8 protein-coding genes are annotated in these 13,514 nt (G+C 56.4%); 3 read left to right on the forward strand and 5 right to left on the reverse strand.

Going from position 1 to position 13,514, the window contains the following annotated elements:
- Positions 1 to 14: 14 nt before the first annotated feature.
- Positions 15 to 1,166, reverse strand: a complete 1,152-nt coding sequence (locus ACK13D_RS00190) for an MFS transporter (protein WP_418795327.1) — start codon at positions 1,164 to 1,166, stop codon at positions 15 to 17.
- A 120-nt stretch (positions 1,167 to 1,286) separates the two neighbouring features.
- Between ACK13D_RS00190 and ACK13D_RS00195 the strand changes: the two genes are divergently transcribed.
- A complete protein-coding gene (locus tag ACK13D_RS00195; RefSeq protein WP_418795329.1) occupies positions 1,287 to 2,057 on the forward strand; it encodes a DeoR/GlpR family DNA-binding transcription regulator in 771 nt (256 codons plus the stop codon).
- A gap of 156 nt (positions 2,058 to 2,213) precedes the next feature.
- A complete protein-coding gene (locus tag ACK13D_RS00200; protein ID WP_033769017.1) occupies positions 2,214 to 2,624 on the forward strand; it encodes a GFA family protein in 411 nt (136 codons plus the stop codon).
- Between the two features lie 16 nt (positions 2,625 to 2,640).
- On the opposite strand, the gene ACK13D_RS00205 is transcribed toward ACK13D_RS00200, so the two are convergent.
- Complete coding sequence (locus ACK13D_RS00205; protein ID WP_418795331.1) at positions 2,641 to 3,126, reverse strand: DUF1641 domain-containing protein; 486 nt, start codon at positions 3,124 to 3,126, stop codon at positions 2,641 to 2,643.
- The gene (gene fdhF, locus ACK13D_RS00210; protein WP_418795333.1) at positions 3,126 to 6,098 is read right to left on the reverse strand and encodes a formate dehydrogenase subunit alpha; all 2,973 of its coding nucleotides are present in this window, start codon (positions 6,096 to 6,098) and stop codon (positions 3,126 to 3,128) included. Before fdhF ends, ACK13D_RS00205 begins: the two co-directional genes overlap by 1 nt.
- Before the next feature lie 821 nt (positions 6,099 to 6,919).
- Between fdhF and ACK13D_RS00215 the strand changes: the two genes are divergently transcribed.
- Complete coding sequence (locus tag ACK13D_RS00215; RefSeq protein ID WP_418795335.1) at positions 6,920 to 7,540, forward strand: response regulator transcription factor; 621 nt, start codon at positions 6,920 to 6,922, stop codon at positions 7,538 to 7,540.
- Between the two features lie 29 nt (positions 7,541 to 7,569).
- Here the strand turns inward: ACK13D_RS00215 and ACK13D_RS00220 are convergent, their stop codons facing one another.
- Both ACK13D_RS00220 and ACK13D_RS00225 read right to left on the reverse strand, forming a co-directional pair.
- Positions 7,570 to 13,110 (reverse strand): AAA family ATPase, encoded by a 5,541-nt coding sequence (locus ACK13D_RS00220; protein ID WP_418795337.1) that lies wholly within the window; start codon positions 13,108 to 13,110, stop codon positions 7,570 to 7,572.
- Complete coding sequence (locus ACK13D_RS00225; protein ID WP_010670332.1) at positions 13,110 to 13,493, reverse strand: response regulator transcription factor; 384 nt, start codon at positions 13,491 to 13,493, stop codon at positions 13,110 to 13,112. Before ACK13D_RS00225 ends, ACK13D_RS00220 begins: the two co-directional genes overlap by 1 nt.
- Positions 13,494 to 13,514 lie beyond the last annotated feature (21 nt).

The following is a 13,514-nucleotide window of genomic DNA, read 5'->3' on the forward strand; positions in this document are numbered from 1 at the left end:
CGGACTGGGTAATTTTATGCATTCTCCCCCGCGCGGCTACGGCCCAGATCCAGGGTCAGAGAGACCGCACCGACGATCAGCATCAGCGCCATAATCAGTGAAAACGAGAAAGTGAGATGTGTGTAATGCGCCACGTAGCCAATCACGGCTGGCCCGCTCAGTACCCCCAGGTAACCCAGAGTAGTAATGGCAGGCACGGCGACCGCCTGCGGCATCACCGTCTGACGTCCGGCGGCGGAGAACATTACCGGCACGATATTGGCGCAGCCTGCGCCGACCAGGGTGTAGCCCAGCAACGCCATCGGCCAGGAGGCGATAAAGGTCACCATCGCCATGCCTGCGGCGGCAATCAGTGCGCCGCCCAGCACAACCGGTAAACGTCCCAGCGATGAGATAATCCGATCCCCGGTCAGACGCGCCACGGTCATCGCAATGGCAAAGCAGGTATAGCCCAGTCCGCCCAGTGATGCCGGAATGGCCCGGACGTCGGTCAGATAGACAGCACTCCAGTCCAGCACGGTGCCTTCGGTCAGGAAGACGGCAAAGCAGATGATGCCGATAATCAGTACGCTGCCGCGCGGAACAGCAAACACCGGGCCTTCAGCGGGGTTCGCGTAGGTCAGTAAGCCCGATGCGCTGACCAGCGTCATGATAATCACCGCCGCGACCGCCAGCAAACAGCCGGTCAGCACGCTAAATCCCATCGCCAGCAGCAGCGTCATAAAGCCTGCCCCGGCAATGCCGCCCACGCTATACATGCCGTGAAAGCCTGACATGACTGGCTTTTCCGCCTGCTTCTCCACCAGGATCGCCTGGATGTTCATGGCGCAGTCGGTTACTCCGATGCCGACGCCAAAAAACAGCAACGCCAGCGCCAGCAACAGCGGGTCGCTCAGCACCGATAGCCATGGCGTACTGATGATGACCAGCGCGACAGCGACCAGAATCACCCGGCGGCAGCCAAAGCGGCTGGTCAGCCAGCCCGTCACCGGCATCGCAATCAGCGCGCCGACGCCAAGACAAAGCAGCAAGGTGCCGAGTTGCGCCTCATTAACGCCGGTATTGCCGCGGGCGAAGGGCACAATCACCGCCCAGGTCGCGGTTATAAATCCGGCTATAAAAAAGATGATGCGTGTTGCCAGCGTGGAAGAGACGTTATTAGCCATTGCATTCCTTTGAGGGATGTCGGGGAGAGCTGACAGGACCGAGAGATCGCTATTGACTCCCTGCCCGGCAGTGAACGATTATGCTCACTATAGCTCGATTGTGAATATTTTGAGGTTTATATGCTCGATTATGCAGCTTTCCCGCAGCAGCGACAAGCGCTGATTCGTGAGATATTGCAGGACAAAGGACGGGTGGTCTGCGCTGACCTGGCACGGCAATTGGCTGTATCAGAGCACACTATCCGCCGCGATCTCCATGAACTCAGTAAAGAGGGTTTATGTAAAAAGGTCTATGGCGGTGCGGTGTTACAGCTTCAGGAGGCGGGCAGCTTTGTCAGCCGGAAAGCTCACGATCACGCAGCAAAAGCCCTGATCGCGCAGCGCTGTGCCAGCCTGGTGAAAGCCAATAGCTGCATCTTTATTGATGCCGGTACAACCAATCTGGCGCTGGCACAGGCGCTATCACCAGATTTGAATATCACCGTCGTCACCAATGCACCCGATATTGCTGCGCTACTGATCAACCATCCTGCTGCGGAGGTGATTATGCTGGGCGGGCAGATACAGAAGAGCACCGGCGGCGCGGTCGGGCAAACCGCGATCAACCAGATCCAGGGGATTCTGTTTGATCAGGCGTTTATTGGCGGCTGTGCCATGAGTCCGGAGGCCGGTCTGACCGGTTTTAACTATGCGGATTGCGAATTCAAGAAAGTTGCCATGGCGCAAAGCAATCAGGTCATTGTCGGGCTGACAGCGGATAAAATCCCCGCCGTAGCGCGATTCAGCGTGGCGAAATGCCGTGAAATTTCAACGCTCGTCGTGGAAGAGAAGCTCGATAAAGAACTGCTTAAGGCGTTTGAAGCGGAAGAGATGACGCTTATTACTGTCTGATACGGGGTGATTAAATAAATCGTGTCGCAGACGAACCCGATGAACGCACCCTGCCCTGGCTGTGCTAATGGTCGACAAATCCGCACCCGATGCTGCCAAATCCCAGGCTTTGGCGTAGGCTGAAAGCTGGTTGGTTTCACTACACAGGAGATCACGATGCAAAATGAAATGACAGCACAATGCCACTGTGGCGCGGTGGCGTACCGGGTGACGCTGAAGGATGGATTTAATACGGTGCGCCGCTGCAACTGCTCGTTTTGCCGGATGCGCGGCGCGGTGGTGGTATTTGCGACAAAAGTGGAGCTGACCCGCGGTGAAGCGCAGCTAACAGAGTATCGTTTCAACAGCAAAGAGGTGGGCCACTACTTCTGTTCCGTTTGCGGCATTTACACCTTTCATCAGAGCCGCTCACAGCCCGATCAGTTCGGGGTGAATGTCGCCTGCCTTGAGGGGGTTTCGCCGTTTGATTTCACCGATGTCCCGGTCTCCGATGGTATCAATCATCCAAAAGATGGCGGCGCGGGCGGTGTAGCCGGTCATCTGATCTACACCCCCACGCAATCCTGAACGATCGCAGGCTGAACTACTCCCGTGTGGGCTTGCCACTGAAGCGGGTAATCGGCTTCTGCTCTTCACGGTCAATCTGTTGTGAGAAGACTTCAAGCGCCGCGAAGATGGGGCGAAGTCCGCGCCACAGATCCTCATCATTGAGTAACCGGATAATGCCGCGGATGCCCGGCGCAGTTTTTTCCTGACGGGCCTCATCGCGCGCCGGTTTAACGGCCATCGCGGCATCGCGAACGGCCAACAGCAGATGATTAAACCGTTCTGGCGGCACACTGCCCAGCGTCATCATCAGTAGCGAGAGATTCTGCAGCGCGTTCTGCGTATCCGGCTGATTAAGGCCCGAAACCAGGATTTTCCCCACCTCGCTATTTGATTTAACCAGGTCGTTCGCCAGCCGCAGAAAACCGTGCTGGTGAAGATTTTCGATTAGCTCATCCATCGCCTCCCGGGCGGTCGGCTCGGTAGGTGTCGGCGGGACCTGATATTTCATCCGTTCTGCCATTAGAATTTCTCCGGTTTTTCGACATGTTCAGGCGGTTCCCGATAGCCAGCCTGCTGCCATTTTTGCTCTATCGGCAGGTGATCCAGCGGCGTACGACTGCCGTGACGGAAGTTGTGTAGTGGCACCGGATTAGGCTGCGACCGGCGATCAACGCGCTTCATATTTACGGCAATTTCTTTATAAGCTGGTGTGTTGACGTCGGGATCGTGATGTTCGCCGGTCAGGGCGTTGACGCCATCTTTGCCATGATGAATCGGCATAAACAGCACGTTGCCTGCCACTCGCTCAGTGATCACAACAGGCACATCCAGCGATCCGCGCCGCGAGGTAATGCGCACCCACTCTCCTTCGTTCAGCGCGCGCTCGGCGGCCAGCTCCGGTGAGATCTCAACAAAGGCATTAGGCGACAGCGACATCATGCGGCCACCCTGCCCGGTCTGATTCATCGACTGGAAATGCTCCAGCATCCGCCCATTATTCAGTAGCAGATTATACTGTGAATCCTCCTGCTCGGCGGGCGGCTGCCAGCTCAGCGGATAGAGTCGCGCTTTGCCATCCGGGAAATTAAACCGTTCCGTGTAGAGTCGCGGCGTGCTTTCGCCTGCGGCGCTGACGGGCCAGAGCTGGGACTGCCAGCCGACCAGTTGCTCATAGCTGACACCCGCGAAAATCTCTGCGATGCCTGCCGCTTCCGCCATAATCGCGCCTGGGTTCGGGTAATGCCACGGATGACCAAGACGGGCGGCGAGATCGGTAAAGATCTCCCAGTCGGGCCGACTATCACCCAGCGGCTTCATGGCGGGTGAAAAGTGCTGGATCCGCCGCTCGGTGTTCACAAAGGTGCCCTCTTTCTCCACGCTGGGCGCACCGGGCAGCACCACATCGGCAAATTCGGCAGTGCGTGACATGAAAATGTCCTGTACGACCATAAATTCCAGCTTGCTGAAGGCGGTATGCACCGAAGTGGCATCGGCATCCGCAAACGCCGTCTCTTCACCGGTGATATACATCGCACGAATTTTGCCTTCACCGGCCTGCTGCACCATTTTGAAATTATCAGCACCAGGCTGATCGGAAAGCGCTTCAGGCGAGACGCCCCAGGCGCGCGCCCATTTTTCGCGCACCGCTGGGTCAGTGACTTTTTCATAGCCGGGATAGAGATTACTAAGGCAGCCATAGTCGCTGGCGCCCTGTACGTTGTTGTGTCCGCGCATCGGATAACCGCCGGTGCCAGGCCGGCCATAGTTGCCGGTGACCAGCAGCAGGTTCGACAGCGCCGTACTGGTGTCTGCCCCGTGGCTGTGCTGGGTAATTCCCATCGCCCACAACACACAGGCACTGCCCGCCTGGCCGATCATTTCCGCTGCTTCAATCAGTTCTGATTCACTCAGTCCACATGTCTTACTGGCAAAGGCCAGCGTAAAGGGAGCTAGTGAGGCGCGGTACTCATCAACCTGGTTGACCCGCTGGGCCAGAAAAGCCTCATCCGCATAACCGTGATCGAACATATATTTTGCCATCGCCGAGGCCCAGACCAGGTCAGTACCCGGTCGGATGCGCAGATAGCAGTCAGCACGTTCCGCCATTTCATGACGGCGCGGATCAACGACCAGCAGTTTCTGACCGCGATGTTTGTGGCTCTGTTTGATGTGAGAAGCAATGACCGGATGGTTCTCGGCCAGGTTGCTGCCGACCAGCACGATCAAATCGGTCTGTTGCAGATCTTCAATCGTCCCGGCATCTCCGCCGTAGCCCACCGTGCGGAACAGTCCTTCTGTGGCCGGGTTCTGACAATAGCGCGAGGAGTTATCAACGTTGTTGGTGCCAAAAATTAAACGGGCGATTTTTTGGGTCAGATAGGCTTCTTCATTGCTGGCCTTGCTGGAGCCGATAAAGCCAATCGCATCGCCTCCATAATTCTGAGCGATACCCTGCAATCCTTCGGCAACCCGCTGTAGCGCTTCATCCCAGCTGGCAGGTCGGAAGCGACCATTCTCGCGGATCAACGGCGTAGTCAGGCGCTCCGGGCTGTTGACGAAATCCCAGCCGAACTTACCTTTAACGCAGGTCGAGATGCCGTTGGCCGGGGCTTCGGCGACCGGCTGAACTTTCAGGATATGGCGGTCGCAGGTCCAGATTTCAAAGCTGCAGCCTACACCGCAATAGGTGCAAACGGTTTTTGTGCGTTTGATCTCAGACTGGCGTAGCGCCACATCGATTTTCGAAACGCCGGTAATCGGCTCCATGCCGATGCTGTTTTCCAGCGTTTTAACAAAGTCGATCAGCGGACGCTTCAGCCCTTCATCCATCGCGGTAAAGGGGCCTGCATCTGGCTGCATGGTTTTTTCCAGCAGCGCATTGCACGGGCAAACAGTGACGCAATGTCCGCAGCTGACGCAGCTGGAACCGGCGATTTCCGTTCCGCCATCCCAGAGCACGCGAGGATGCGCCTGGGTGTAGTCAATCGACAGCGTCTCATTGACCTCGACATTCTGACACGCTTCGACACAGCGACCGCATAAGATGCACTGGTCAGGATCGTAGGTGTAAAACGGATTGGAATGATCTTTTGCGTAGGGCTTGGGCTCATGAGGATAGTACTGAATCGGAATGTGCATATCTGCCACGGCATTATGCAGCGTGCAGTCACCGGTGTTGTGTTCACAGACGGTACAGTAAAGCTCATGACGATTGAGCAGCCGATCCATTCCCTCCTGCTGCGCGGCCTTAAGCGCACTGCCTTCACTCTGCACCTCCAGCCCCTCTTCAGTGCGGAGCGTGCAGCCGCGAACCCGCTCGCCGTTGGCATCTACCCAGCAGACATCACAACTTTGCAGCGGCGGCAACGCCGGGTGGTAACAGACATGAGGTAGTTTTTTCCCTTGAGCATCCAGAAAATCGATTAGCGGTTGATCAGCTAACCCTTTTAACCGTTCACCATTGTAGATAATGGTGCAGTAATTTTGACTCATATAAGCCTCATGACGACATTGCGACGAGCTACCGAATGGAAAATCTCCCTCTATTTAAAGGGTTGCTTCACAAGCTTAGTGAGGATTAGCAGCCACGCCATGAATACCGCTACGCTTATCAAGGTTACTCGCTGACAGGTAAGGCTTTTTTAAATGTAATGACTTCTTACCGGGCAAAAACGGGTCAGGTTTTACCCGGCTGATCGTCAGAATCTGGCACAGAGGCTTCGCGTTGATAAGCATTGGCCGCACAATGGTGAAGTTTAGGGTTAATAACCAAACATAATGTATGTTGTAACTATATAATCAACTAGCTTATTTCGCTATAAGACGCAGTGTAATGATCGGCACGCTTATCAATCCGTCGTTTTGCCCTCAGGCAAATTAATTATCAGGACCGCCGCGAGTTAACAGACTACTTCCGAATTAATTACGTACCGCCACTAACTTATTCCAGTACATATCAGGCTGAAACGATTTAATCTGGATAACGGGTTTATGGATTATTTTAGCTATTAAACGGGACTATTCTCCTGGCCGTGAGTGAGCGAACAATTTATGGCATAGCTATGTCGATCAAATGACAGTTATCAGCATTTACGCCCAGAACAGTGGCGCTCCACCCCAGAGTTGACGCTCACATATTAGTCATACCTATCAGCCATTTATCTTAATTTTAACAAGCTGATAATTATAAGATGATAATGATAACTGTTATGGTAATATCCTGTTAACCCTGCCCGACACTTTCTCATCAGGGCCTCTTTACGCGTCATGCTTAATTAAATTATCAGTAAATACCTGGCTGAAACGAGGTCCCTATGAATCCCATCGTTTATATCGTTGACGACGACGCTGCTGTGACTGCTGCACTGCGTAATCTGCTCACTGCCGACGATTACACGGTTATCTCTTTTTCATCGCCTGATGATTTCCTGGCTCACGCTTTTACTCCCCTTCCCTGTTGCCTGATTCTGGATATTAATCTGCCTGGTGCAGATGGATTTGATGTCGCACAGGCATTGATCGATCGTGGCTACGCCATTCCCACTATCTTCTTAACCGGCTTCGGGACTATTCCGGTCACAGTGCGGGCGATGAAAACCGGTGCTTATGAGTTTCTGACTAAACCTGTCGATCCCGATCGTATTTTGCAGGCGGTTGCAGAAGCCTTACAAATCGCCGGGCAGAATATGGCCTCTTCCGAGGAGCGAAGGGAGATACTGGAGCGACATCAGACCCTGACACCGCGTGAAAGCGAGGTCATGCTGCTGGCGATTAGCGGCCTGCTGAATAAGCAGATCGCCGCCGAAATGGGCGTCAGTGAGATCACAGCTAAAGTTCACAAGCGGCGGGTGATGGAGAAGATGAAGGCGCGGTCGCTCACCGATCTGGTGCGGGCGGCAGAGCGGCTCAATATTGATCATACCCGACGCCGCTAAGGCCAGGCAGACACCTGGCCTCAATACGATTATCCAAGTGGCAGAGTGAACCAGAAACGGCTGCCGCCTTCCGCCCGGTTCTCTGCGCCTAACTCACCACAATGCTTTTTGATAATCCCTTTGCTGATGGTTAATCCCATACCCATGCCACTTTTCTTCGTGGTGTAAAACGACTCAAAAATCCGTTCACGCACGCCATCCGGCAAGCCGCAACCACTGTCCAGCACCTCAAAACGCAGCGTGTCCGGCGTCGGGTTCTCTGACGTCAGCCGCAAAAGCGCCGCGCGCGGTAAATCGTCGGACATGGCATCAATGGCATTGATCACCAGATTCAGCAGCACCTGCTGAATCTGAACGCGGTCGCAATAGATATCCGCCTTTTCGGCCTTCAGTTTCAGCTCCAGCGAAATTCCGCGTCGCTCCAGCTCCACCCGGGAGAGCGCCAGAATATCGCGAGCGATCAGATGGAGGTTTTCCGAGGCAAAGCTCGATTCATGATTGCGGGTCAGCGCCTGCAGGCCACGAATTATCTCTCCGGCACGTTTTCCCTCTTTGATAATTTCATCCAGACTGCTGCTGGCATTCTCCAGCATCACCGGTTCACGCTTTAACCAGCGCAGGCTGGCACCGGCATTGGCCACGATCGACATCAGTGGCTGGTTAATTTCGTGTGCGATTGAGGCAGTCAGTTGCCCGACTGTGGTGGCGCGCGTTACACGGGCCAGATCCGCCTGGGCCATGCGCGCGGCATCTTCTGCCTGGCGCTGCGAGGTGATATCGGAAATGGTGCCGAAGTACTCTTTCACCTCGGGGAAGTTTTCTACCGGCTCTCCGATACCTTTGATATAACGGCATTCCCCATCCGGCCTGAGCACACGGAACTCAGCCTGCATACTACGTCCCTGACTGACGCTGTGGGTCACCAGTTCGCTGATGCATTCATAATCATCGGGATGAACGCGGGTCAGAAAATCTGCCATCGACAACCCTTTTTGATGGGCTGGCAGGCCCAGAATACGGCCATACTCTTCAGACACCATCATCATGTCCTCTGCCACTTCCCAGCGCCAGGTACCGGTATGACTGATCTTCTCGCCGAGCATCAGTGAGGTTTTGCTGGCGCGCAGCTGCTTTTCAACCCGTCGCCGATGGTTGTTCTCCTCCAGCAGTTCAGCGTAGAGGCGCGCCGTCTCCAGCGAAACTGCCGCCTGAGCGCTCAACGTTTTAACAATGTGGGAGTGCTCAGCCGTGAACGCATCGGGCATCAGGCGATTCTCCAGATAGAGCACCCCAACCATATTGGCCTGCCTGAACATCGGAACACATAACACCGCAGCGCCCGAGGCCACCAGGTAAGGATCCTGACTGAACGGACTGAACTCTTCCGGCTTGCCAGTACGTATCTCCTGACCGGTACGGATCACCGCGGCCAGTACCGATAGCGGCAGGTCAGTTGCGACGGGGCGCTCTTTGACAATCTGCACCCGCACGCCATCAGCCGTGCTTTCTGCCCAGGCCTGCGTTTCCGGAAGCGTACCATCCAGAATCCGGATAAGCCGACAGCGCTGGGCACCGGCCCGCTCCAGCAGGATGCGCATCAGGGTATGAATCAACCGATCAAGGTTGATCTCCTCCGTCAGGGCGCGCACGGCGGTCAGCACACTCTCCAGGTCGTAGAACGAGGCATCCTGCGTAAAGGGAATGGTCGCCACTGCACTGTTTTGCATCGGCGTGGTCAGATGCGGATAGTGCTGCTCAAGCTGGCGCACCATCGCCAGCGCGCCCCAGCTCTCCCAGCTTCTCATCGACGCTTTAACGTAGGCATCGGCGGCGGTATCTAGCTGTAATGCTTTGCAGTAGCGGCCAGCCAGCTGATTCGCCAGCGCATGAATGTGCAGATATCCCCCCTGGCGGGAGAGACAGATCGCATTTTCATACTGTTTCAGCGCCTCGCCCGTGTTGCCCGCAAGACGGGCACACTCTGCCCTGAGCAGGGCATATTTATCAGCAAAGAGTCCGGGATTGAGGTCGGCCCAGCCCGCAAATTTGTCCAGATCGCAGCGCAGCGTGTTGCTGTCAGCCGCACCGGGCTGCAGACTCAGCGATAGTGCGCTGTAAAAATGCATATCCATCAGGTAGATGTAAGCGGGCACTGCGCTGGTCAGCGGACGAATTTCTGCAAAACAGCGCAGCGCCTCCCGGTATTCTGCCGCAAAGAAATGCGCCATTCCCCGATACAACCCCGCCCAGAACAGCACCATCGCTTTTGGGCCAGAGATCACGCCCGGCTCGCTGCCCGCCACCATCGGCAAAGCGCCATCGCGATCGCCTGCCCTGAACCCGTTGCTGTTCCGCAGTTGCATCACCAGCTGCTTCTGCATGACCAGCACGTTCTCAACATCGGGATAAAAGGTTTTGCGGGTAAAAGCGAGTCCGCGCTCAATGGAGGTCATGACCGACTCCAGGTGATCGCCGCGTGTCAGCGTGTTCATGATCTGATGACGCAACGAGAGGCAGGCAAAGGAACGGTCTCCGTGCATCACCGCGACGCGAAAACTTTCACGGGCACTTTCTACGGCCACATCCAGCGGCTGCGTCCAGATCCCCAGCTGATCCAGAGGCAGCAGCGTGCGGGCTTTATAGCGGGTAAAGTCATGCCGCTCCACCAGCTCACGGGCCACCCGACCACAGGCATAGCCAAAATGCCAGGCCTGATAGCGTTCGCTGATCAGCACGCTGAACCAGGCGAGACCAAACGCAGAAGCACCGGTCACGCCGTGATCCAGCGTCATCTCCAGCATCCGGCAGACCAGTAACAGATGCAGCTGCGGGCAGTCGTAGGCGGAGACAAAAATGGTGCTGGCCATCAGGTTCAGCACCGACTCAGTTTCCTGATCGGTGTTGCGTGGCAGGTGGGAAAAAGCCGCTTGCGGGGAATCGCCGATCCGCGCCCTGATCGCCTGCCAGGCGGCGTCAATCTCCGCGTCGTCCGGATCACGCCTGAGATGCACACCAAAGACAGCCAGCCAGGCGAGCGCAGTTTCCAGCGCCAGATGGTTGTCGGACTGGCGCATATGAATTTCAGCAGAGAGACAGGCTGCCATCGATTTTTCACTGAGCGTGCCTGGCTCACTCAGCAGTCGGGTACAGAGCTTTTGCGCGGTCGTGAGATTACCGTGCAGAAATTCGCACTCCGCCTCATCGATGCCCAGCATAAAGTCATTGCCGGTCACCATCCGCTGGCTGAGTTGCTGGGCGCTGCGCAGATAGCGCAGCGCCGAGAGATAATCCCCGGCACGTTTTGCTCCCTGCGCAGCATGTAAACAGAGGGGATAATAGCGTTCACGATCTGCGACACTAAGCGGCAGTTCAGCAATCATGCCGATGTGATAAGCCGCGCGGAACAGCGTCTCACTGTGATCGGCATTCGCCACCGCGGCCGACAGCCATGCCGCCGCCTGATGATGAAGAGAGTGTTGCTGCCGAAGTTCGAGCAGTAAAAACGCCGCGTTATGCACGCGGTCGTGGGTAAAGGCGTAGTTCCCGCCAGTCAGGGTTATAAAACGGCCGCTGACGGCAGGCTCAAGCTGCTGCTGAATCCGCGATACGGACGTCGCGTTGATATGACTTAACAGCGACAGTTCACCGCTGGCCCCCAGACAGGCCAGCGAACCCAGCAGCTGGCGTGTAGCCTCCGGCATCCGCGCCAGCTGATTTAATACCAGCGTCGCCACATTGTCGGTGTACTGACGCGCAATCAGCGCCTGGCTGTCGTAATGCCACTTCAGCGGGTTCTGACGATAGACAATCACCCCATCATCCACCGCCTGACGGAAGAACTCCTGCATCGAGAGCGGATTACCGCCGGTTTTCTCAAAGATAATCTGTGCCAGCTCACGATTGCCGCCGGGACGGGTATGCAGCATTCCCGCCAGCCAGCGGGTGATGCTTTTAACACTGAGCGGCTGCGGCGTCAGCGCCACGACACGTGCCGCTGATGCTCTGAGGCGCAGCAGAAACCCGGCAATCATCGGACAGGGCATCGACTCACCCTCCCGGAAGGCGAGCACCAGCATAAAAGGCAGATGCTCATTACGGGTAATCAGATTTTCCAGCAGTTGCAGCGTGGCATTGTCTGCCCAGTGAACATCATCAATCAGCATCACCAGTGGACGGCCCGGGGTGGCAAAGGCCTGGATAAGCGCAGACGCCATCTGATTAAACTGCTCGCGGGCGTCCGGGGCATGGCGCACCACCGGCTGCACCGTCCGGATATTCAGCAGCTGTTTTAGTTCAGGCACCAGTTCAATGGCTAAATCGGTATAGCCACCCAGCAAGCGCAACAGGCGAACCCGCCATTTGCTTAGCTCCAGGGCTGACAATCCCAGCAGATAAAGCGTGACCGTGCGAAACGCTGAGGCGACTGCGGCATAAGGTGCGGCAGGCGAATGTTGATCGGCCTTGCTGGCGGCCAGCAGAATCTGTCGGTGCTGCAGGGTTTTCAGGGCGGAAGCGATAATGGCGGACTTACCCGAGCCGGGCGCACCGCTCAGCATCACCAGGCTCTGCGTGCCGGTACGGTTGACCGCATCCAGCGTCGTCAGCAGCACGCGAGCCTGCGGATGTTGCGTGAATAGTGTCTCGGGCCGGAAACTGGTGCTGAACCGCTCCTGCAGACCGGGCGTGAACGGCGCAATGGTGTTTTCTGCGGTCAGCGTCGCCTGACAGCGGCGTAAATCAGCCATCAGCCCCTGCACGGTCTGATACCCGTCAGCAGGTGACTTTGCCAGCAGACGCAGCAGAATCACAGAGAGCATCAGCGGCACATCCTCTCTGACCTGTCCGGCTGGCCGGGGTGCGCTGGCGATGTGATGATGAATCCACTCCGCCTCCCCCGCATCTGGTGAGCCAAACGGCAACTTACCGGTGAGATACTCATACAGCACGACACCCAGACTGTAGAGATCGCTGAGGCTGCTGACCGGATGCGGCGTGCGGCCGGTATGTTCAGGTGACATATAGGCCAGCGTACCGCCTGAGACGCGCAGGCTGTTTTTTTCCGCCGACTGTGCCGCCAGCGAGGAGAGGCCAAATCCGCCCAGCCGGAACCGGCCATCGTCACTAATAAAAAAATGGCCCGGCTTGATATCCCCATGCACGATGCCCTGATGATGCGCCTGGCCGAGCGTGTAGCAAAGCTGCAATGCAACCTGCAGGAAGTCAGCGATTTCATCGGGAGGGGTCGCGAGGTTATTCGCCAGGCTGCGAAACGGAAACGTGGGGTAGATCAGCGCATAGCGGTTGAGGTAACGGGTGGTGCCCGTCGCGGTGATGGCCCAGCGGGGCGAAAGATAAGCGGCCAGCGCGCGCTCATTTTTCAACCGCTGCGTCGCCTGAAACGTGACGTCGTCACTCTGTCCGGTGGCGATTATCAGTGACTCACCTGAGTGACGGCGCGCCAGCATCCAGAGCAGACAGCCATCCTGCGCCAGCGGCGTCAGCGTGTCGAAATCTTCAATCGCGATCCCTGCGTCGTCACTCTCCTGAAAATTAACTGAAAGCATGCTCATCAGCGCACCTTTCCCTGAGATAACTCGCAACGGATCAGTGTCAGCAGCGTATCAACATCAATCGGCTTTCGCAAAAAAGTCACGGCACCCAAGGCAATGGCATACCACAGGGTGGTCTCTTCCAGATCTGCCGAGATAAAAATCACCGGTGGCAGACCTGCCCGCTGTTTCAAAATAGTGAACAGCTCAAAGCCGGACATGCCCTTGAGTCCGACATCGATGATCAGCATGCCCACCTCTGAAAGCGCATCGTCATCGCTCAGCAGCGCCTCACCTGACTCAAATAGTCGGGTCGAATAGCCGTCTGAATGCAACAGATTGCTGAGTCCACTGCGGACCGCGCGTTCATCGTCCACAATGACAATACGCTGTGACAGCGCCATGCAGTTATCCTCTGAAACGCC

This window comes from Pantoea sp. K16 (genome assembly GCF_048452805.1).
In the GTDB taxonomy this organism is placed as follows: Bacteria; Pseudomonadota; Gammaproteobacteria; order Enterobacterales; family Enterobacteriaceae; genus Pantoea; species Pantoea agglomerans.